The 19,751-nt window shown below is 51.8% G+C and carries 25 protein-coding genes; 6 read left to right on the top strand and 19 right to left on the bottom strand.

The genetic code is table 11. The features are described from left to right. Positions 1-104: 104 nt before the first annotated feature. From ACTCIA_RS06820 to ACTCIA_RS06800, 5 genes are all read right to left on the bottom strand, one after another. Entirely contained in the window at positions 105-2,303 is a 2,199-nt protein-coding gene (locus ACTCIA_RS06820; RefSeq protein WP_463001053.1) for a GumC family protein, read from the bottom strand. Positions 2,304-2,383: 80 nt separating this feature from the next. Beyond that, positions 2,384-3,196, bottom strand: coding sequence for a polysaccharide biosynthesis/export family protein (locus ACTCIA_RS06815; RefSeq protein WP_463001052.1), 813 nt, complete (start codon positions 3,194-3,196; stop codon positions 2,384-2,386). 11 nt (positions 3,197-3,207) lie between these two features. Then, positions 3,208-4,545, bottom strand: coding sequence for an outer membrane beta-barrel protein (locus tag ACTCIA_RS06810; RefSeq protein ID WP_463001051.1), 1,338 nt, complete (start codon positions 4,543-4,545; stop codon positions 3,208-3,210). A 99-nt stretch (positions 4,546-4,644) separates the two neighbouring features. After that, the gene (locus ACTCIA_RS06805) at positions 4,645-5,196 is read right to left on the bottom strand and encodes a hypothetical protein (protein WP_463001050.1); all 552 of its coding nucleotides are present in this window, start codon (positions 5,194-5,196) and stop codon (positions 4,645-4,647) included. Between the two features lie 112 nt (positions 5,197-5,308). Further along, positions 5,309-5,701: a PilZ domain-containing protein gene (locus ACTCIA_RS06800; RefSeq protein WP_463001049.1), complete on the bottom strand. Its 393-nt coding sequence runs from the start codon at positions 5,699-5,701 to the stop codon at positions 5,309-5,311. Between the two features lie 311 nt (positions 5,702-6,012). Between ACTCIA_RS06800 and ACTCIA_RS06795 the strand changes: the two genes are divergently transcribed. Next, a complete protein-coding gene (locus ACTCIA_RS06795; RefSeq protein ID WP_463001048.1) occupies positions 6,013-7,833 on the top strand; it encodes an ABC transporter ATP-binding protein in 1,821 nt (606 codons plus the stop codon). Between the two features lie 19 nt (positions 7,834-7,852). Here ACTCIA_RS06795 and ACTCIA_RS06790 read toward each other — a convergent pair whose 3' ends face one another. Then, positions 7,853-8,080: a type II toxin-antitoxin system HicA family toxin gene (locus ACTCIA_RS06790; RefSeq protein ID WP_463001047.1), complete on the bottom strand. Its 228-nt coding sequence runs from the start codon at positions 8,078-8,080 to the stop codon at positions 7,853-7,855. Positions 8,081-8,091: 11 nt separating this feature from the next. Continuing rightward, a complete protein-coding gene (locus tag ACTCIA_RS06785; RefSeq protein ID WP_463001046.1) occupies positions 8,092-8,322 on the bottom strand; it encodes a type II toxin-antitoxin system HicB family antitoxin in 231 nt (76 codons plus the stop codon). Positions 8,323-8,390: 68 nt separating this feature from the next. On the opposite strand from ACTCIA_RS06785, the gene ACTCIA_RS06780 reads away from it, so the two are divergent. Further along, entirely contained in the window at positions 8,391-8,549 is a 159-nt protein-coding gene (locus ACTCIA_RS06780) for a hypothetical protein (protein WP_463001045.1), read from the top strand. Between the two features lie 100 nt (positions 8,550-8,649). Then, a complete protein-coding gene (locus ACTCIA_RS06775) occupies positions 8,650-8,817 on the top strand; it encodes a type II toxin-antitoxin system HicB family antitoxin (RefSeq protein ID WP_463001044.1) in 168 nt (55 codons plus the stop codon). Between the two features lie 82 nt (positions 8,818-8,899). Here the strand turns inward: ACTCIA_RS06775 and ACTCIA_RS06770 are convergent, their stop codons facing one another. From ACTCIA_RS06770 to ACTCIA_RS06755, 4 genes are all read right to left on the bottom strand, one after another. Then, a complete protein-coding gene (locus ACTCIA_RS06770) occupies positions 8,900-9,154 on the bottom strand; it encodes a hypothetical protein (RefSeq protein WP_463001043.1) in 255 nt (84 codons plus the stop codon). A gap of 917 nt (positions 9,155-10,071) precedes the next feature. Continuing rightward, complete coding sequence (locus ACTCIA_RS06765) at positions 10,072-11,211, bottom strand: radical SAM protein (RefSeq protein WP_463001042.1); 1,140 nt, start codon at positions 11,209-11,211, stop codon at positions 10,072-10,074. A 62-nt stretch (positions 11,212-11,273) separates the two neighbouring features. Then, complete coding sequence (locus ACTCIA_RS06760; protein WP_463001041.1) at positions 11,274-11,774, bottom strand: S24/S26 family peptidase; 501 nt, start codon at positions 11,772-11,774, stop codon at positions 11,274-11,276. 1 nt (position 11,775) lies between these two features. Continuing rightward, positions 11,776-12,069: a PqqD family protein gene (locus tag ACTCIA_RS06755; protein ID WP_463001040.1), complete on the bottom strand. Its 294-nt coding sequence runs from the start codon at positions 12,067-12,069 to the stop codon at positions 11,776-11,778. Between the two features lie 187 nt (positions 12,070-12,256). Here ACTCIA_RS06755 and ACTCIA_RS06750 point away from each other — a divergent pair, with 187 nt between their 5' ends. Then, complete coding sequence (locus tag ACTCIA_RS06750) at positions 12,257-13,570, top strand: IS4 family transposase (RefSeq protein ID WP_463001039.1); 1,314 nt, start codon at positions 12,257-12,259, stop codon at positions 13,568-13,570. 52 nt (positions 13,571-13,622) lie between these two features. On the opposite strand, the gene ACTCIA_RS06745 is transcribed toward ACTCIA_RS06750, so the two are convergent. The 8 genes from ACTCIA_RS06745 to ACTCIA_RS06710 form a co-directional block, all read right to left on the bottom strand. Continuing rightward, a complete protein-coding gene (locus ACTCIA_RS06745; RefSeq protein WP_463001038.1) occupies positions 13,623-14,852 on the bottom strand; it encodes a radical SAM protein in 1,230 nt (409 codons plus the stop codon). Positions 14,853-14,860: 8 nt separating this feature from the next. Next, on the bottom strand, positions 14,861-15,292 hold the full coding sequence (locus tag ACTCIA_RS06740; RefSeq protein ID WP_463001037.1) for a type II toxin-antitoxin system VapC family toxin: 432 nt from the start codon (positions 15,290-15,292) through the stop codon (positions 14,861-14,863). Beyond that, positions 15,289-15,531 (bottom strand): DUF6364 family protein, encoded by a 243-nt coding sequence (locus tag ACTCIA_RS06735; RefSeq protein ID WP_463001036.1) that lies wholly within the window; start codon positions 15,529-15,531, stop codon positions 15,289-15,291. Before ACTCIA_RS06735 ends, ACTCIA_RS06740 begins: the two co-directional genes overlap by 4 nt. 162 nt (positions 15,532-15,693) lie before the next feature. Continuing rightward, entirely contained in the window at positions 15,694-16,596 is a 903-nt protein-coding gene (locus ACTCIA_RS06730; protein WP_463001035.1) for a hypothetical protein, read from the bottom strand. Between the two features lie 71 nt (positions 16,597-16,667). Then, positions 16,668-16,892 carry a type II toxin-antitoxin system BrnA family antitoxin gene (gene brnA, locus ACTCIA_RS06725; RefSeq protein WP_463001034.1) on the bottom strand — a complete coding sequence of 75 codons (225 nt, stop codon included), beginning with the start codon at positions 16,890-16,892 and terminating at the stop codon, positions 16,668-16,670. Next, entirely contained in the window at positions 16,882-17,073 is a 192-nt protein-coding gene (locus ACTCIA_RS06720; RefSeq protein ID WP_463001084.1) for a BrnT family toxin, read from the bottom strand. Before ACTCIA_RS06720 ends, brnA begins: the two co-directional genes overlap by 11 nt. Before the next feature lie 156 nt (positions 17,074-17,229). Beyond that, the gene (locus ACTCIA_RS06715; protein ID WP_463001033.1) at positions 17,230-18,663 is read right to left on the bottom strand and encodes a sugar transferase; all 1,434 of its coding nucleotides are present in this window, start codon (positions 18,661-18,663) and stop codon (positions 17,230-17,232) included. A 93-nt stretch (positions 18,664-18,756) separates the two neighbouring features. Next, a complete protein-coding gene (locus tag ACTCIA_RS06710) occupies positions 18,757-18,894 on the bottom strand; it encodes a hypothetical protein (RefSeq protein ID WP_463001032.1) in 138 nt (45 codons plus the stop codon). A 104-nt stretch (positions 18,895-18,998) separates the two neighbouring features. Between ACTCIA_RS06710 and ACTCIA_RS06705 the strand changes: the two genes are divergently transcribed. Together ACTCIA_RS06705 and ACTCIA_RS06700 are read left to right on the top strand one after the other, a co-directional pair. Continuing rightward, positions 18,999-19,349 (top strand): four helix bundle protein, encoded by a 351-nt coding sequence (locus ACTCIA_RS06705; protein ID WP_463001031.1) that lies wholly within the window; start codon positions 18,999-19,001, stop codon positions 19,347-19,349. A 139-nt stretch (positions 19,350-19,488) separates the two neighbouring features. Next, the gene (locus ACTCIA_RS06700) at positions 19,489-19,725 is read left to right on the top strand and encodes a ribbon-helix-helix domain-containing protein (protein ID WP_463001030.1); all 237 of its coding nucleotides are present in this window, start codon (positions 19,489-19,491) and stop codon (positions 19,723-19,725) included. Positions 19,726-19,751 lie beyond the last annotated feature (26 nt).

Genomic DNA, 19,751 nt, shown 5'->3' with positions numbered 1-19,751 from the left:
AAGTTCAGAAACTTCTGTAACCGACAACCAATAAAAAAATAAATTCCTGATTTTACTTAAAACTTAACACTTAACACTTAACACTTTCTAAACTTAACACTTTGCTACGCCGACGAATAGTAATAATCGCTGTAATTGTAGTAATATCCGCTCTTTTTCGCATCAAAACCGTTTAACACAATGCCGGTAATGTTTGCCGACACTTCACCGAGCTTTTTGATCCCCTTGTCCAGCATTTCATAGCGGGTCTCGCCGGCTTTGGCCAGCAGCATGACCCCGTCGGCCTTTCGGCTCAGGATCATGGCATCAGCCACCCCGAGCGGCGGGGCATCCATGATGACCATGTCGTATTTTTCCTTTACTTTTTCCAGCAGGACATCGAGCCGGCCGGAAGACAAAAGCTCGGAAGGATTGGGCGGCACAGGACCGGAGGTCAGAATATCCAGATTGGAAACCACTTGCCGGGTGATCAGATCCTTGGATGCATTGCCGGCAAGATAGGCGCTTAGGCCTGTATTGTTTTCAATCTGAAAATAGGCATGCACCTGGGGCCGGCGCATGTCGCCGTCTATCAACAGCACCTTTAACCCGTTTCTGGCCATGGACACGGCCAAACACGAGGCCACGGTGGACTTGCCCTCTTTTGCGCCCATGCTCGTGACCAGCAGCGAACGGGGCGGGCCGTCTGCGGCAGACAGGAGAATGGAAGTGCGCAGATTCTTGAAACTCTCTGAAAGCCCGGAGCTTTCCTGGGCAAGCACAAAATCCACCACAGAGGTGTTTTTGTCCCTGTGCCGGTCAATGGCCCCGAGCACCGGCAGCTCAAAGCGCTCCTCAATATCTTCCGGGCTTTTTGCCGTGTTGTCCAGGTATTCAAAGAAAAACGCCAGGCCCACCCCGCCAAACATCCCCAGGATCAGACCGAGCAGAACGTTTCGCTTTTTTCCCTGGGGTACGGGCATTTCCGGCATTTTGGCTTTTTCAATGACCCATACGTTTACCGACTGGTTTCTCTCGGTGAGCCCCTTTTCCTCCATGCGCTTGATCAGAGCGTCATAGAGATATTTGTTGGTCTCAACCTTTCTTTTGAGAATATCGAGCTGGATGGAACGCTCATTTAGCCGGGCGGTCTCAAACTTGGTCTGCTCCAGCATGTTTCGAAGCTGCTCTTCCTGGGCCTTTGCGAGCAGATATTCGTTTTCCACGGTTTTCACCGCTTTTTGCAGCTCTTTCTGCTTGACCCGCTCCAGTTCCATCAACTCGTTTTGGGCCGCGATCATCCGGGGGTGCTTGGGTCCGAATTTTTTGGACAGCTCTGATATTTTCTGCCTGGATTCCAGGATCTTCTCGTTTATGGAATCCACGGACGCGTCATCTGCAATCACGGAAATGGATTCAAGTTCTGCCGGGCTTTTGCCCTTTACCTGGTTGTAAATGGTTTCCAGCTCTTTGCGGCGGGCTTCTGCGCGGGTCAGCTTTTCGGAAAACTCGGCCAGGCGCTGGGGCAATATAGCCAGGCGGTCTTCGATGGTGACAATGTTGTGCTTCCTTTTGTACTCATGCAGGGCCTGTTCGGATTCTTCCAGCTTTTTGCGCTGCTCCTCGGCCTTTTTTTTCATCCATTCGATACTGTGATTCGACATCTCCATGCGCATGTCCAGGAGCTGGTCAATATAGGCCTGGGCCACGTTATTGGCGATCTTCATGGCCAGCACCGGATTGGGGCTGGCATAGCTAATCGATACCACACGGGTGTTTTCAATGGGCGTGACCGAAATGCTCTGGCGCACAATGGACTGCATGATATCGGCCTTGGAGGGCGGACTGGCGGCCTGATGCGCGGCCTGCGCAGAAGACGGCTCCTGCTTGCCGGACAGCAGGGCCTCGATGCCGATAACCTCCTTAAACGACTGGTATGCACCGGCAACCCAGCTTCGCACCGCCTGGCCGATGGAGCGGTCTTCCTCCCTTCCTTCCGGGAAATAAGCCTCATACATCTGCTCAGCGCCGATGGCGTCCACGACTTTTTCAGCCACGCCCTGGCTTTTGATAATCTGGGTCTGGGTATGCAAAAACTCCGGGTCATAGCCGGAATAGCCGTCATAGCGATGCCCGGTCAGGGAATAGGCCACATTGCGCTCGATCACCGCCCGGGCGGCTGCCTGGTACACGGGCCTGGATGTGGCGGTATACGTGGCCAGCACGGTAACCAGCACGGTAATGACAAAAAAGGTGATCACCGTGCTTTTGCGCCGGGCCACCACACGCAGATAATCGCGAAGATGAATTTCTTTTTCAGTCATAATGATAAACTATGCGCTCGTAAAAAATGAATTTTCAGATGGCGCTGTAAAAAGCAGATATTCGACTTTTTGCAGCGCCATCAGAAAAAACTCTCGGGTACCACGATGACATCCCCGGCCTGGACCTGCTCATCCATGCTCACGTTTTCCAGCACGGTCTTTTCCCCGTCAATTTCACGGATGATCCGGACCTTACTCTTGTTGGCAATATCGGAAAACCCCTCTGCCCTGGCAATGGCCTTGATCACGGTCATGTCGGATTCGAGCTGGTAGGCATTGGGCTTGGCCACCTCACCGGTGACGTAAAAGGAGTCGGCCTTGGAAATATAGATGTTGTCGCGGTCCTGGATTTGAATATTAAGGGAAGTGTCGCCTTTTTTGATCAACCGGTCCAGGTCAATGACGATCCGGTCCCGGCCGTCTTCGGACGGGATGTCGCGCTTGATCACGGCCGTGCTGCCCACATCCTTTGTCAGACCGCCGGCCTTGGAGACAAATTCCAGAAAAGTCACCGGCCCCCTTAACTCATACTGGCCGGGCTTGTTGACCTGGCCGAGGATGATGGCGTTTTTGCTCCGGTATTCCTCGATGAACACGTCCACCTGGGGACTGACAAGATAACCGTCTGCCAGCAGGTCCTGGAGCTTCTGAGCCACTTTGGAGACCGACATTTCCGCCACATCGACCCGCCCCAAAAGCGGCATCCGGATGGTATCATCGGCGCTCACCCGGACGGTGGTGCTCAGGTCCGGATTCTCATAGACATTGATTTTCAAAACATCACCGCTGCCGACCCTGTATTCGTCGACAGACTCCACCGGCCCCGGTCCCTCGGCTGTCAGCACGGCCGGCACCAACAGCAGGACAAACAGGTAAAACAATTTTCTTTTCATAAATGGCAATACTATAAAGTCAGTTCAATGGATAATGAGACCGTGTTGTTTTCAAAGTCAAACACTTCAAAATTGGAGTCCCGTTTGGAGAAATAATAGCCCAGAGACACTTGCATCCAGTCCCTGGGTTCAAAAATCAAGGACGGACCGATGCGGTAAGTGTCGTCTTCCCGCTCCCGGGTCACGCCGGCAATGGTGAATTCACCCTGGTATTCGTCCCGGTAATAGAGCATGTTCATGGTGGCCGACCACTTGGGCGTAAAACGCTGCATGAGCGAAAAATTGCTTCCGGTGGTCAGCACGGCAAAAGCCGTGTCAATGGAGGATTCCGTGTACCGGTGATAAGCGGTCAAAGAGGCGTTCCGCTTGGGACTGAAGCTGTGGAGCATCTGCAGTTCCGCGGAAAAACCGTCTTCTTCGCCAAACTCGCTGTTATCAAAATCCTTTTCCATGTAACCCAGCTTGACCCGGCCCCGGCTGTCTGCGGTAATATCCCAGTCCGCACCGATGTAGTACCGGTGCTCCTTGCTGTCAAACAGGCTGTTTTCGTCATATTCGATATCGGCAAATTCATACTGCACAAACATCGAAGTCTTGGGCCGGACCTTATAAAACGCATAAAGGGCAACAGAGTTGTCCATGCGGTTGCGAAACTGGTTTGCCCGGTCATCGTAATCCAGCCAGTAATTGGTATAATCCACCCGGAACTTGAACTTCTCCGAGGGCTGGTAGCTCAGCAGGAGGCTGGCCACGTTGTCGTAGTATTCATCCAGCCGCTCCTGGGCGTTGTTGTTGATTTCATAACGGTTGTTAAACTGGTCCATCAGATCCACGGAAAGGCCCATGTCCATGTTATACTGAAACAGGCCCTCGGCCCGGTGGGCGATATGGTCGTGCTCGGAGTTGTCCCCGTAATACACCACAGAAGGCGAGTACATGAAATAGGACTGCATGCGCCGGGTGCTTTGGGGTTTCATCCGGCTGACCTGGAGACCTCCCGGGGATGTGGGCGAGGTATTGACCTCCAGCAGCTTTTCCCGGTTGGCGGGCATGGCCAGCCATATGCCGGGAGCGATGCTGGTGATAAAATCACTTTCTTCATTGTCGTTGGTGTAATAGAGATTATCCGTGTACTTGGTTTCCATGAACAAAAACGGGTGCACATAACCGCCCTGCCGGCCGAAAACCTCGGCTCCGATCCGCCCGCCGGCATCTTCTGCCTGGCCCTCGGGTATCCGGGGCGTGTCGGTCTGGCCCCGGGGGATATCCTGGGCGAAAGCACCCTGACAAAAAAACCACGCCGACAGTACCAATACTGAAACCAATAACACAAAAAGCTTTCTTGTCATCTTTCTTCTCCTCTGTCCGCTTGCCGAAACAATGCCGGCGCGTTTGAATTGTCCGAATTCAACGCGAGGAAAACCCCAAACCCCTGCCAGGTGCAAATCTTATGGCGTGGACACCGAATCCGGAGGAACCGGGTCGGGGGGATTCGGCTGGGGCGGGGGCTGGGCCTGAACCTGGGTATACGGCAGTCCTTCCTGCAGGCACTGGCACTGGGCGACTTCATCCTGGCTGTAGGCCGGCTGTCCGCCGGGTCCGGCCGCGCTGGTGGCCGCCTGGGCAATCACGGCCTTGCTGACACCCTGCTCGGTTGCGCACATGCAGACTTCATCCAGGCTCACCGAACCCCGGCTGTAAATGCTCAACAGCACCGGGTAGGGGTTGAAATCCATATCCACGGCCATTTTCATGACCTGGCAGCCGCCTCCGCCCTGGGCCATGGCATTGCCGATGGCCTCATCGAGCATATCTTCCAGGGAAGGGGTGTAGCCCAAACCGTCGCCGGGCTCGCCTGCCTGGGCGGCTTCCTGAATTTCGGCGAGCGCCCGGCTGAACTCCTCCTCCCAGCTCTGGGCGGCCGCACTGCCGGCTGATGCCAGACAAAAACAGGCAGCCAGGGATAAAATTCCCGTTACCAACAGCAATTGTTTTTTCATTTTCGCCCCCCCATTTAAACAAACAGTTTTAAGTGTTAAGTGTTAAGTTTTAAGTGTTAAGTGTTAGGTAAAATCAGTAAGTTATTTTTAGATGGCGCTGTAGAATCGAATGTCAGGCAACCTCTGTTTCCGGGCTGTATGCGCTTTCAAGGCGCTTTATGGCATCCAGGGCTTCCGGCGGGTTCTCATTTTTGCGGTTTCCGTAAGGCGCAAAAGAAATGCCGGCCTGATACGGATAGCTGGCCTCATGATTGCGGCCCGCCCATCGGACCACCCCGGAGAGTTCCAGGATCTGATCGATTTCGGGAATATGAACCCGGATATCAATTTCCATGCCCACCCTGGGCCGTTGATCTGAAAGAAACTTGGCCCCGCCCCGGCTCAGGTTCAGAACCGGAAACAGATCCTCGCTGTAGGCATTTTTACGCAGCAGTCCGGGTTTTTTTCGGTAGCACAGGGTTGCGCCGGGCACATTGAATCGTATACAGCTTCGTTTCTGTAACAAAACCCCCCCCAGGCAGGAAAGAAGACAAAATTATAGAACTTGAAAAGTCCTTTTTACGCATTTTTATCCCCACCAGTCAACCTTTTTCTATAACACCAAATCCAAAACCCATCCCCCGCCCCCCCATCACCATCCTTTACGCCCACCATCCCCCGCCCCCCATCACCATCCTTTACGCCCACCGTCACCCGTCACCATTCTTTACGTCACCCGTCACCCGTCACCCGTCACCATCTTTTATGTCACCTGTCACCTGTCACCTTGAACTTTGAACCTTGAACTTCCAACAAACTTTGTTCTATAACCTTCCCATGCAAACACAAACCCCCGACCCCACCCGTCAAAAAATCAAATCCATCCTCCAGCTCAACCGGACCCTGGCGTTTGTGTGGCGGGCGTCGCCCGGCGCAGCCCTGGTTTCGGCCGCCCTGGTAATGATCCAGGGACTTTTTCCCCTGGCGCTGTTGTATCTGATCAAACTCATCGTGGATGAGGCCTCTGCTGCCATTTCCGCACCCGGCACCGGCGATCTGGCCTGGCTGCTGACCCTGGTGGCCGCAGCCGGAGCCATCAGCCTTGCCCGGACCGTCTGCCGGCAGGCCGCAAGCCTGGCCAATGAAACCCTTTCCATGAAGGTCTCGGACTACATCTACGATCTTCTCCACCGCAAGTCCCTGCAGGTGGGCCTGGCATTTTACGAAAACCCCGCTTATTTTGACACCCTGCACCGGGCCCAGATGGAAGGCCCGCACCGGCCGGCCAAGATCGTCAACACCCTGGTCAATATCGGCAGAGACGGGGTATCGCTGACAGCCGTGACCGGCCTGCTTTTTTATTTTCACTGGGCCGTGCCCCTGATCCTTCTGGCCTCGGTGATTCCCGGGGTATGGGTCAAGATCCGGTTTTCCAAAAAAATGTATCAATGGCAGAAAAGCCGAACACAGACGCAGCGCGAAGCGTCTTATCTCAACTGGCTGATCACCGGCTATATCCATGCCAAGGAAATCCGGCTTTTCGGGCTGGGAGACATGTTTGGCAGGCGTTTTTCACAACTGCGCCAAATCATCCGGGACGAAAAACTCCGGATTGAAAAAAACCGCGTCATAGCCGTGGTTTTCGCTGAAATGGCCTCTGTTGCCGCCATGTTCGGGGCACTGGGGTTTATCGTGTACCGCGCGGTGCTGGGCCTGATTTCCATCGGGGATCTGGTGATGTATTATCAGGCCATCCAGCGGGGCCTGGGATTTTTCCAGGGGCTGTTAAACGGGCTGTCGGGCCTGTATGAAGACAACCTGTTTATCTCGTATTTTTACGAATTCATGGATGTGGAGGAAACCGTCACGGATCCGGCCGCACCCAAAGCCCTGCCCTCTCCGGTAAAACACGGAATCTCTCTGGAAAACGTGGATTTTGCCTACCCCGGCGCACCGCAAAAAACCCTGACAAACATCACTTTCAGCATTGCCCCGGGCGAGGTGGTGGCCCTGGTGGGGGAAAACGGTGCCGGAAAATCGACACTGGCCAAGCTTTTGTGCCGGCTTTATGACCCGGACGCCGGCCGCATTACGGTTGACGGCACGGATATCCGGCAATTTGCCTTAAAAGAATTCAGAGGCCGCATCGGGGTGATGTTCCAGGATTTTGCCAGGTATCATTTCACCGCCCGCAGAAACATCCACCTGGGCAACATCGATTTGCCGGCAGACAGCCCGCAAATCCAAAAAGCTGCGCAAAACGCGGGCGCCCATGATTTTATCACCCGCCTGCCCCATGGCTATGACACCACCCTGGGCAAGATGTTTGAAAACGGAGAGGAGCTAAGCGGCGGCCAGTGGCAGAAAATCGCATTGGCCCGGGCGTTTATGCGCGATGCCGAACTGGTGATCTTAGATGAGCCGGCCAGTTCCCTGGACGCGGACAGCGAATATGAAATCTTTGAAAATTTTAAAAAACTGCTTGGAGACAAAAGCGCCGTGCTCATCAGCCACCGGTTTTCCACGGTCAAAATGGCCGACAAAATCATCGTGCTGCAAAACGGCCAAATCACCGAGCAGGGCCCCCACCAAACCCTTCTGGCTCAAAACAACGCTTACGCCCAATGGTTTGAAAAACAATCCCGGGTCAACAACTGAATTACCTGAATCGGGAAAGCTATTTTTGATTCAGAAACTCATCCGGGCCGATACTGGCTTGCTTAAGAATGGCTCTTAATGTACCCTCCGGCAGATCGCCAGGGTGGTTGGGAATGGACGTGTAAAGATTTTTTTGTTTGTTGTACCAAATTTCATGACTTCCAGCGGCCTGACGATCAAATTCAAATCCGAATTTCTTCATGCGCTTTACAATTTCTCGATATCGAAAACCAGCCAAGCGACCCATGGTGATCTATCTCAGGCGTTTACAATCAGAGGGTAGTCAAAGGAGTCTTCCAATGAAGGGAGGGCAAGATTGCCTGAACGTTCAGCCTGGGCTTCCATAAGCTTTCTGGCGACATCCCTGGCGATTTCCAGGACTTCAGAAACCGTTCTACCTTGCGCCACCAATCCCTGAACATCTTCTGATGTTGCCAGATACGGACCTTCAGGCAGTTTTTCGATATGTATTTTGACCACTTTTTCCATGCGCCAGTTCCCTTATTTGCATTTTTCAGGTCTTTCTTATATTTTTATTTTAGCTATGGTCGTGTTAGATGTCAACCTGGGAAACATGTGATATAGGGAAAAAGTGCGACAAGATCATCGTGCTGCAAAACGGCCAAATCACCGAGCAGGGCCCCCACAAAACCCTTTTGTCCCAAAACAACGCTTACGCCCAATGGTTTGAAAAACAATCCCTGGTCAACAACTGAACCGCGCAATTCCCATTGACAACCCATCCTTTGTATCCCATATTTAAAAAAACCATTAAAACACAGTGTATGCAAACCATACAAAAGGCAAGGGCATGTTATGACCCGGGATTTTTACGTAATTATTGAAAAGGATGAAGACGGCTTTTTGGTCGGGGAAGTCCCCGGGTTAAAAGGTTGCTACTCTCAGGGACACTCCATTGAAGAACTTTTAAAAAATATGCGGGAAGTCATCGAATTGTGCCTCGAAGAAGAGCACACCGTTTAAAAGGTCTTCTACGAAAGATACTCAGAGACACTGAGCTGTCAATTGAAGACTTGCTGAGACACCAAAAATAACCACCAACTCATCACTCAAAAAATGCGTTGGAAATATCGCCCAGGTATTTACCCGTCGATAAAAGGGATTTGTCCGAAAAAATCGGAACAATTTCCAAAGAACGGCTTTCCCTGGTATTGGCCGGGTTAAAGCTGCTCATAGACTGCGAGCCGCAGAAATTGGTATACCCCTGTCTTAATTTCCCGTTATGAATCCATAGTTGTACTGCAGCCTGCATGGTTTGTACTGCCGGTGGCATGACAATGGCTATTGCCCGGTCCGCCAATATAGGCCTCATTATTCTTGCAGGCTACCAGAACAGCCTCTTGCTGTTTACCCCTGGCCAAGATCCGGAGTTCCGGCTTGACCCAAGCCCGTTTTTTGCCGTGCTCTTGCTCCTTCATAATTCCACCTTACACATAATTCTCTATTTCTGATTGCTTGACTGTGACTTCACAGAAACAAAAGCAATTTTTATGCCTTTTTAAACCCAAACCCGGTTCAGTCGAAAATCAGAAAAGCGGCCTGCCGCTGCAACAACCGGCAACACCGCTTTAAATTGAATAAAACAAAGATATTACAGGACGAACAGATACATCAAAGGCAGGATGATAAAACTTTTATGAAACATTGTTGATGAGCCTGTAAAAAGTCTTTTTTACAGGCAGTGTTAAGTTTTAAGTGATTAAGTGCTAAGTAAAATCAATAAGTTATTTGTTTATTGGTTGGCGGTTATCTCCGATTTGAGACTTTTTACGATTCCATCATTGTTGAGACAGAAAAAAAAAGAGACCAACCTGAGACACACAAGAAGCACAGGGAAACTGTCAAATTATTGTCATGTGATACGCCAGTGGACTTCCAGCCCCAAAAACCGGAAAATAGCAATGGCAAACATCACAAAAAAAAAAATTGGTACGTGCCCCCCCAATTCCCGAATTCTCAGGGAGACTTCAAGCAAATTCCAGTATCAAGAGCTTACGTTCATATAGCAATAAGGTTCAACCCCTCCCTCAGATGGGGTGTTCAGGCAAGACTGAGAACCTTCTGGGCCAGGAGAGTCTTGTAGATAAGCTTTACAGTTAGAAAGCACCGCCTCCTGAGAATCTGATCTCATCAACACTTTCAACACCGGCTTCTTCCACCCTTTTTTCATCAACCACCTCACATGCTTTATGTTAGTTGGAAAAATTCTATATAAATCTATGAAACTTGGATTTTTCTGTCAAGATTTTTTTCAATATTCTTACCCCTTTCCACCGCCACCTCGCAAAAATAATCACACGGCTGATCCATGCGCCCGGTCTCCAGCCAGGCGTGAGCCGGGCACCATAGGCAAAGATTGATCAAAGAACATTTGGCGCAATGGGTTAAAAATTTTGGATCATCCGATGTCATGGACCTGACTTTTGGCACAAGCGACTCACGGGCATGTTTTACCGTACCGTTTTTCAGGTCATACATGCACTCCGGATGCCACAAAGACGAGCACAGCCGGAAATACCCGTCATAAGAGACCACAAAATCCGATATCCCCGCACCGCAGCCAAACAAAAACGACCGCTCGTGCTCCGGGGCCTCTGGCATAATCAGCTTATCACAGTTTTTTTCCAAGGCCGCATGCCGTTTTTCATCCTCCCGCTCCAGACACGCAATCTGATCCGGGGTCAACCGCTGCTGCCGGATCTCGGCGTTTTTTTGCTCATCGCGGTCAAAGCGCAGATGAATCAGCGGATCAAACCGAAACGGCCGGCTGGTGCGCTTTCTGCAAAATTCCGCAATTTGGCTGTATTCCCCCAGGTTGGCCTGAATGGGCACGGCCTTTAAATTCGTGTTCACCCCGGCATCCAAAAGCCGCTCAACCCCGCTGCCAAACGCCTCAAACAAGTCCGGCCGCCGGGTCACCCGCCCATAGGTCTGCTTTGTCACCCCGTAAACCGTAATCTCCAAATCCCTCGGGGGATATTTTTTAAACAGCTCCACGTGATGGCTGTCCACCAGCGTGCCATTGGTAAACACGCTCACAAGCAGGCCCTTTTTCTTGAGATACAAATACATGTCCTCAAAATCATCGCGCAACAGCGGCTCCCCGCCGGTGATCAGACACCACACCGCCCCCAGGTCCACTGCCTGATCGGCAATATCTTTGATCTGCGCCAGGGACAATTCATTGGCCCGGGCCCCGGCATCGGCCTCGGGCAGATTGATATAGCAGTGACGGCAGTTGTTGTTGCACCTGGCGGTCACTTCCAGGGTAAAGGAGAAAAGCGCGCCTTTCTCCCTTCTTTTTTCCCAAAGAGAAAAATCCGGAAGCGACTGCTCCATAATAAACGATTCAGCCATAAAGCATCCCTCAAAATAAGGATTTTTAACACTTTGAACTTTGAACCTTGAACATTGAACATTTATCTCAACCTGCCCCGCCCAAACACCCTCACAAAAATCCCACGAAACAGGTATATTCCCCTATTTACCCCCCTATTTATTCCGCTCCTGGATAAAAACGCAGCCACCCGCTTTTCCGGACCGCCCGCATACCAAACAGCCCCGTTATTGCGCCTGACCCCGCAAACCACCCCGATGATCCGGCTCCTGTCAAAAACCCCGTCCGCATCAGCGCAGTTGTCCCCTTTTAAAACAAATCCCTGGTTTTTTCTGCCCACAATCCGGTGCACAATCACCGTACCGGTCTTCGGATGAACCACTGCGGCCACATCCCCCACCGCAGGCCCGCCCTTCACCGCTGCCACGGTGATCACATCATGGTCCCGGATAAACGGGGTCATGCTAAATCCCCGTGCCTTAAACCGGAACCGCGCGTTTTTTTCCAGCACCGCCTGCATCAGCCCGGCCAGATCCCCGCCGGACAAAGAAATTTCATTTAACCTGCCCGAATCCGCAGCCATCCTATTGCCGCGCTTCCACCATGTTAAGCCGTTCCAGCTCACCCACCAGGCCGCACACATCCTGTTGGATCTCATCCGCGTCCGCGTCATACTCCCCGCACAATTCGGCCACCAGATCCGCCAGAGTCTTTTGCCCGTCAAGCCGGTTCCAGATCTCCCGGCCGGTTTCATTCAGGGTGTAAAGGGCATCTTCCATATCCCCGATACCCGATGCAATGGGCACCAGCAGAAACTCCTCCTCAATCTCCCGCGCCACCACATCCTCCGACCGCGCATACACCCGATCCATCTTCATATCTCTACCCCACTCCTTCTCTTTTCCACTCTCAACTCTCAACTCAATGTCATTAACTTTAGCTTCTTAAAAATTTAAATTTTTCTTGAAATTATAAATAATTATGATATATTCTTTCTCAATATTGATGCTCAAATCCGTAGAAAGGAGAGTATTATGTCAGAAAAAATTCAAAATTCTAAAGAAGTTGGCATGGAAACTGCTTTGCCATAACTGTGCCAAGATTTTGAATTACCTCAAAAAAATTCTTCGCTCGCCAGAATTTGTCGAAAAACACCGCAATTCAAGCAGGGCCTTCACGCGAAACCGCAAACTCCCTTTCCATTTGCTTTTCTGCTTTATCATTAACTTCGTTAAAGGTTCTTATCAGGCTGAACTGGACCGTTTTTTTCAAGCGATTACGTCTTCCAGCATCGCAAAGCGCGCGGTGTCTAAAGCGGCCTTTGCCAAAGCCAGAATGAAGCTGAAATACGAAGCCTTTATTGAATTGAACCAGTGTCTGGTGAATGAATTTTACGCCGTTTTCAGATGCCGCACTTGGCATGGTTTCCACTTGCTTGCTATTGACGGAACCACGCTTACCTTGCCAAAAATATCAGAAATCAGCGAGCATTTCGGTGTATGGAATGGCCGCCAGGGAGACCCCTGTCCGAAAGCCAGGGCATCCCAGCTTTATGATCCCTTAAATCATCTTACCGTCAACGCTGTGATCAACCCCAAAGGCATAGGCGAACGGCAACAAGCCAAGCATCTTTTACCCGAAGTCCTTGTCAACTCCTTAATCCTTTTAGACAGAGGCTATCCTGCATTTTGGCTGTTTAAGCTGATCCATTGCCGGCATGGCCAATTCTGTGCCAGAATATCACGGCAGTGGAAGGAGGTCCGGCATTTTGTCAATTCCGGGAAAAGTGAAAAAGTCATCGAATTCAAAGCCGGCGCAGCTGCTAAAGACTGCAAGGAACTGGGGCTTGACATAGAACCGATGAAGCTGCGTTTAATCCGTGTTGAACTCAGCAGCGGCGAAACCGAGGTTCTGATCACCTCTCTTATTGATAAAGCCACTTATCCTCACAGCATATTTTGTAATCTCTACCATTCGCGGTGGCCCGTGGAAGAAGATTACAAGACCATGAAATGCCGGATCGAAATGGAAGCCTTTACCGGAAAAACCGTTCTTTCAGTGTACCAGGACTTTTACGCGAATGTGTTTGCAAAGAATCTCGTGGCAATGCTCTCCTATCCGGCGCGTGTTGCATTGGACACTGCTGGGGCCAAAGAAAAGCATGTCCATCAGATCAATTTTACACAGGCCCTTGGCAAGGCCAAGAACCTTGTGGCGTTATTATTTCAAAGAACAAGCCGTACAATAAAAAAGCTGATTCAGGAGTTTATAGCCATCGTATTGCAAACAACCGAACCTGTTAGGCCCGGGCGTAAATACCCGCGAAATATAAGGATTGTGAAAAAAGCATACTATCAGAACTACAAACCCATTTGTTAAGTTAATGGCATTGACTCTCAACTCTCAACCTTCAACTTTGAACCCTGCGCCTTCAACATTGAACATTGAACCTTGAACCTTGAACAAACCGATCAACCCTTCCCCTCCAATCCTCCACCTCCCAAGCTTTCTCCCCCTCCCCGATCAACCCCAGCCACCTCGCCTGCACATGCGCTGCATCGCACAAATACGCCACCCGGCCGTCAAGCACCCCGTGCTCCATCCACGAATGGGCCGGGCACTGCTCGCACAGCCCGTGCAGAAAACATTTTGCGCATGTTTCCAGATAATCGGGATCAGTTGCCTGCATCTTTCGCATCTCCGGGAAAAACCGCTCCAAGGCATCCCGGATACTGCCGTCAGCCAGATCATAGACCGTGTCCGGATGCCGCATCAACAGACACGGCTGCAGCCGGCCGAAGGCATCCACAGCCCCGCCCTTGCCGCACCCGCAGGAAAACAGATCAATGCCCGCAGGCCCCATGAACTTTTGGGCAAACGCCTTCTTATCCCGGATATAGGCCTCGGGCTCCCGGGTCAGCACGGCCAGGGTCTGCTCCGGGGTGGCGCGCAGCCGCCGTATGCGCGCATTTTTTTCCTCACTGTCGCGCCGGGCCCGCAGATTAAAATTCATGGAAAACGAAACCCGGTCATCCCGCCCGGTTTTTTCCCGGGCAAATTCTTCCATTTCCCTGGCATCGTCACTGCTTTCCTCCAGGTAAATCCCCTTGATCCGAAAACCAATCCCGTAATCAGCCAAAAGCCCGATTCCGGCCATGGCCGCATCAAAACTGCCCGGCACCCGGGATACGGCCTCATAGCGCTCCCTGCGCATCCCATACAAGGTCACTTCAACAGGCTCGCCCGGCGGATACCGCTTCAGCAGCCCGGCAATCTCCGGGGTGATCCGGGTAGCATTGGTAAACAACATCACCTTGATCCCCAGCCGCCGCGCAGCCATGTAGATTTCCGGAAAATCATCGCGCAACAGCGGCTCCCCGCCGGTAAACCGCACGGTCAGACACCCGCACCCGGCCGCCTCCTCCAAAATCCGGCCGATCCGATCAGTGGACATTTCCGCGGCCTTCAGCTCCCGGTCATCGGCTGCCTGATTGATATAGCAGTGAATGCAGTTGTTGTTGCACCGCTCGGTGACCTCCATATCCAGCCGCCCCAAAAGCGGCCCCCCGCCCTGCCACAGCCGCGCCTTATGATACTCCTGCCGGACCAGATAACTACTGGAATCTTTTTCCATCAATACAGCCCTGATTTCTGATTTCATCCGGCATTTTAGCTTCCGCCCGAATCCAGTGTTTTTAAAATTGTTAACAATTCTAAAGGGGCGCATACCGGCAGACTGGATTTCTCAAATCCTTTTGCATCTCTTGTCACAATCACCTCGGCACCGGCATGGCAGGCGGCTTGGTGGATGACCGCATCTTCAAAATCCCCGAACTCCGAATCCAGAGCATTGTGGATCACCATGCGGTTCACAGAAGCGATTTCAAACAGATCAACAAGCTCCCGGATACTGCCCCTGGCACCGGACTCCCCGAGAACCCGGGAGGACAAATAATGAATGGTTGTCACGGTAGTGGCGCAGATGCAGCCGGCAATTTCCTCTTTTTCCACAAGGGACAGCAAAAGGGATGCCGGCTCGGAAAACGGTGCCCTGTCCAGCAGGACATCAAGAATCACGTTGGTATCAAACAGCACCTTCATAAGTATTTGTCTTCCAGGTACTGCTTGTAGTCGGCTTCATCGAGCCCCGAATCCTTCAGCGATCCCTTCAGCCGCCGGACTACAGGGGTCAGCGGCACCTGCGGCTGCCCACCGGCTTTATCAATTATGTAAAAATAATCCGCCACCATCTTTGAAAGCGATTTTCCGCTTCTGTTTGCGTGATTCTTGGCAGACTCGATGAGTTCCTTGTCCATCCGCAATGTAAGCTTGGTATTCATGTGTCACCTGAAATATGCATTGCTTGCCGTATATTCACATTAAAACAATACGTCAACCCATCAAACCTGTCAACCCGGAAAACCTTCCCACATCCCCTTAAAACCCAACCCTTAAAACCTTCAACCTTCAACCTCGAACCTCGAACCTTGAACCTTGAACCTTCAACCTTGAACCTTGAACCTTGAACCTCGAACCACCTCCCCAACCCCCCCGCTCTGATCAAACCTTAACCGATAACACGGCACATCCCTTGCCAAGTCTTCTACAAGAGAAAGCATCTTTTCCCACCACTGAACATTCACCATGGGCTTGATCAAACAGCCCAGGAGCATGGAAATGGCCGCCATACGGCTTTCCACCGGCACAATCCGGTTCTCATCCGCTTTTTCCAGAAAAAAAACAGCCTCAAGCGGCGCATCCCCGGCCGATACCACCGGCATGGTGCCGTGGCTCCAGTTGCCGTGAATCCGCCACCCATTATCCCACTTGCGCACAATCATCCGGTCATCGCACAAAATCTCGGACTTGTCCGCCAACTGCCGGGCAATGGTGGATTTTCCCGCACCGGAATGGCCCACAAACAAAAACCCCCGGCCGTCCATGTCCACCCCGTCGGAATGCAGGTAACACCCGCCCCGGTCAGCCAGCAGCCGCGCCAGCAGGATCTGGTCTGTGGGCGCCATGGTCAGCGCCCCCAGCCCGCCTTTTTCATAGGCCTGCCGGATAAGCCCGCCGTTGTAAATCTCCGCCCGGGTGTGATCGGCACTCACAAAACTGATCTGCCGCACCTGTTTTTCCGCCGGATCCGGCGAGGTCTCCAGAACATAGACCCACTGATCCCCGTTTTGATAAATCACCCAGGGCGAGCGGCAATAAACCTGCCGCCCCAGGTCCCGATCCATATCCGGCAGCCCAAACCGGTGCACCAGATGCACATTGTCCTCACCCGGCCCGCTGACCTCAAAAAGCTTAAACTTTTCAGCAAACGTATTGTCTCTAATGGGCAGCTCAGAATCACACCGCATGGTCATCCCGGCCACCTCATAATACCGCGTATACACCATCTACCTCCCCACCCCAATCACCACCGCCCCAATCATCCCAAACCCCGGATCCTGAACGTTGAACATTTCTCTCAGGACAACTCCTTTAACCGCTCGGCGATCCAGATTTTAATGATGGATTGCCTTGGCACCCCCAATCGCCTGGCTTCCTTATCCAGGCTATGGATCATCCATTCAGGAAAATCAACATTGACGCGCCTGTGCTCCCGACCGGGACGCCGGGCCCTGGCCAAATCCAGAAACTCAGTCACATCATCGCCTTTATCAAACTTCTTATCCAGGTCTTCAGCTTTCATAAATTTGCACTTCCTCTTTACGCGATCTTCTGGCCGATATAATCCGAATTCGATTTTCCCGGTAGGTAATAATAACGGACCAATGGACGTGTAACAATTTACCGATCACAACAAATCTGTTTTCATCGACAGTTTTTGCCGGAATTTCAATTCGATCCGGGTCTTCCCAAAGCGACTGGATGAGGATTTAGACGAAGACATCAGCGTACAAGGCCTGCTTGCAGGAAAACATCACCAATTTAAAGAACGCCACACCAGCTGCAAAAAAATCTCCAACCTCCCCAACCCCCCGCCCCCAAAAAGCACTTAAAACTTAACACTTAACACTTAACACTTTCTACCTCCCCGCCCCCATCAACACCGCCTTCACCGTCTTAAACAAAATCAAAAAATCCAGCCGCAGCGACCACTGATCAATATAGGCCAGATCCATTTCCACCCACTTGCAAAACGGCAGATCATTTCTGCACGGCTCCACCTGCCACAAACACGTAATGCCCGGCTTCATGGACAGCCGCCTGCGCTGCCAGGTCTCATACTCATTGACCTCAGCGGGAATCGGCGGCCGCGGCCCCACCAGGCTCATATCCCCGCGCAGCACATTGACCAACTGGGGCAGCTCGTCAATGCTGGTTTTTCGCAGCACCGTGCCCACCACCGGAATAATGCGCGGATCCCTGCGGATCTTAAACACCGGCCCGTCACACTCATTCATCTGCCGCACTTCATCAATATGCTTGTCCGCCCCGTCCTTCATGGTCCGGAACTTGAGCATATCAAACCGCCGGCCGTTTTTGCCCAGCCGCTCCTGGCGGTAAAACACCGGGCCAGGCGACGATGCCTTAACCGCCGCAGCCGCCGCCAAAAACACCGGCAGACTCAACACCAGCAGCACCGCCCCGGCCGAATAATCCACCAAGGCCTTTAAAAACAGCTTGCCCTGGCTTTTGGGCGTGGATTTGAGGGTCAGCGTCTGCACCCCGTAAAAACTGCTCACAGAAATCCCGGCCACAATGGGCTGATAGGCCAGGTGATGGAGCTGCCAGTCCGGCACAATCCGCGCGGTAATCCCCATTTCCTCTGCCACGGCCAGGCACCGGTCCCCACCCGGCAGCTTTTTAATGGGCATGGCCACAATGAGCTCATCCACCACATTGTCCTGCAAAAACCCCTCAAGTGCCTCCATGGTGCCCAGCACCGGATATTTTCCCGCAACCCGGAATTCAGCCCGATCCGGATCCGGATCAAAACAGCCCAAAATATGCACATTGTTCTGATAATGGTTTTCAATGGCAGAAACCACATCCCCGGCCCGGTCCCGGCTGCCCACGATCACCACATGGGCGGCGTTGCACGCCCGGGTGTCCATCCGGCGCACCACAGCCGCGGCCACCGCCCGAAACGCAATTAACGCCCCAACATCGAGCACAACAAAAATGCCGATCATCAATCGACTGACCGGCATCTTGGATGCATACAAAACAAAGCTTAAAATCAAAAGCCCCAGCCCGTTGGCCTTGAGCACGTCCCACATCTGGGTGGCGGCCCCGCTGTTTCGGGGATCCTTATACGCCCAGATGGCATTTAAACTGATATACCAGATGATAATGACCAGCAGCAGCACCACATAATAGCTGGGCTCCTGGGTCAGGCCCCGAAAGGGCTCGGGCAGGTAATGCTTTTTTAAAAAATAGGCCAGAACAAAGCATGCCGCTGTCAGCAGCATATCCATGGCGCGCATGCATCGAACAATGATTCGATTCAGTTCCATGTTGACCGGGCTTTGTGGCAATACGTGGGAGAAAGGGATCTCTGCAAACCAAACATCAGTAAATTACGCCATTATCAAATAAGCATTTTCCGGTCAATGAAAAACCAATTCACCCTGCCCATAAAATTCCGGGGCAAACATTTTTCCATCCTCTCTTGCAAAATCCGCAAATTTATAATAAATTCTTTTTTTTACCAGTTGTTTCTTTTGCCCAACAATTCGCCAATCCACCAATCCCCTGCCGGGTGCCCCACTGCCCCCGAAAGGGACGGAGTGCGTCTTATGAAACAAAGTTTTAAGTGTTAAGTGTTAAGTTTTAAGAAAGGGGATTGGCAATGGCTTATGCCTCTTTTGAGGATCTGGAGGTCTGGAAACGATCCTGCCGGCTGGCCGTGCAGGTTTATGAACTCCTGAAAGACTGCCGGGATTTTGGCTTAAAGGATCAACTCTGCAGATCCGCCGTATCTGTTCCCAGCAATATTGCAGAAGGTGCGGAAAGGGACTCAAAAATTGAATTTATCAGGTTTTTGCATATTGCCAAAGGCTCTGCCGCCGAACTCAGAACCCAGGTCTACATTGCCCAACGCATCGGCATACTGACCTCCTCAAGCCAAGACAAACTGATCCTGGAACTCAAACAAATCTCCGCCATGCTCCAGGGTCTCATCAACTCCCACAAAACATAACCCCCACAACCTCTTTTTTACTTAACACTTAAAACTTAAAACTTAACACTTAAAACTTAAAACTTAATTGACACCCCCGGGCTTATGCAATATTTTAAGTGTATAAACACCTATACATCTATGCATGAGGAGGCTGGCAATGATCCGATGGAATATTACAATTCCGGAAAAGACCAATCGTGCTGTTCGGACTTTTCTGGCGCGCACCGGTGGCAAAAAAGGCGACCTATCCCGCTTCGTGGACGAGGCGGTGCGCAAACGGGTTTTTGACCTTACTGTCAGCGAAATCAAGGGGCGCAATGCTGAATACGATCAGCAGCAGATTCTGGAGCTGATTGAACAAGAGGTGGATGCGGTTCATGCGGACCGTTCTTGATACCAACATCCTGATAGCTGCCCTGA

It is taken from the genome of Desulfosalsimonas sp. (genome assembly GCF_055149105.1).
The sequence above is the reverse complement of the archived record's forward strand: the minus strand, read 5'-3'. Positions and strand labels throughout refer to the sequence as shown.

Coding starts and splice junctions, on each gene's coding strand:
- ACTCIA_RS06820 (WP_463001053.1), bottom strand. CDS start 2,303: ATGACTGAAAAAGAAATTCATCTTCGCGATTATCTGCGTGTGGTGGCC.
- ACTCIA_RS06815 (WP_463001052.1), bottom strand. CDS start 3,196: ATGAAAAGAAAATTGTTTTACCTGTTTGTCCTGCTGTTGGTGCCGGCC.
- ACTCIA_RS06810 (WP_463001051.1), bottom strand. CDS start 4,545: ATGACAAGAAAGCTTTTTGTGTTATTGGTTTCAGTATTGGTACTGTCG.
- ACTCIA_RS06805 (WP_463001050.1), bottom strand. CDS start 5,196: ATGAAAAAACAATTGCTGTTGGTAACGGGAATTTTATCCCTGGCTGCC.
- ACTCIA_RS06795 (WP_463001048.1), top strand. CDS start 6,013: ATGCAAACACAAACCCCCGACCCCACCCGTCAAAAAATCAAATCCATC.
- ACTCIA_RS06790 (WP_463001047.1), bottom strand. CDS start 8,080: ATGGGTCGCTTGGCTGGTTTTCGATATCGAGAAATTGTAAAGCGCATG.
- ACTCIA_RS06785 (WP_463001046.1), bottom strand. CDS start 8,322: ATGGAAAAAGTGGTCAAAATACATATCGAAAAACTGCCTGAAGGTCCG.
- ACTCIA_RS06780 (WP_463001045.1), top strand. CDS start 8,391: ATGTCAACCTGGGAAACATGTGATATAGGGAAAAAGTGCGACAAGATC.
- ACTCIA_RS06775 (WP_463001044.1), top strand. CDS start 8,650: ATGACCCGGGATTTTTACGTAATTATTGAAAAGGATGAAGACGGCTTT.
- ACTCIA_RS06765 (WP_463001042.1), bottom strand. CDS start 11,211: ATGGCTGAATCGTTTATTATGGAGCAGTCGCTTCCGGATTTTTCTCTT.
- ACTCIA_RS06760 (WP_463001041.1), bottom strand. CDS start 11,774: ATGGCTGCGGATTCGGGCAGGTTAAATGAAATTTCTTTGTCCGGCGGG.
- ACTCIA_RS06755 (WP_463001040.1), bottom strand. CDS start 12,069: ATGAAGATGGATCGGGTGTATGCGCGGTCGGAGGATGTGGTGGCGCGG.
- ACTCIA_RS06745 (WP_463001038.1), bottom strand. CDS start 14,852: ATGAAATCAGAAATCAGGGCTGTATTGATGGAAAAAGATTCCAGTAGT.
- ACTCIA_RS06740 (WP_463001037.1), bottom strand. CDS start 15,292: ATGAAGGTGCTGTTTGATACCAACGTGATTCTTGATGTCCTGCTGGAC.
- ACTCIA_RS06735 (WP_463001036.1), bottom strand. CDS start 15,531: ATGAATACCAAGCTTACATTGCGGATGGACAAGGAACTCATCGAGTCT.
- ACTCIA_RS06730 (WP_463001035.1), bottom strand. CDS start 16,596: ATGGTGTATACGCGGTATTATGAGGTGGCCGGGATGACCATGCGGTGT.
- brnA (WP_463001034.1), bottom strand. CDS start 16,892: ATGAAAGCTGAAGACCTGGATAAGAAGTTTGATAAAGGCGATGATGTG.
- ACTCIA_RS06715 (WP_463001033.1), bottom strand. CDS start 18,663: ATGGAACTGAATCGAATCATTGTTCGATGCATGCGCGCCATGGATATG.
- ACTCIA_RS06705 (WP_463001031.1), top strand. CDS start 18,999: ATGGCTTATGCCTCTTTTGAGGATCTGGAGGTCTGGAAACGATCCTGC.
- ACTCIA_RS06700 (WP_463001030.1), top strand. CDS start 19,489: ATGATCCGATGGAATATTACAATTCCGGAAAAGACCAATCGTGCTGTT.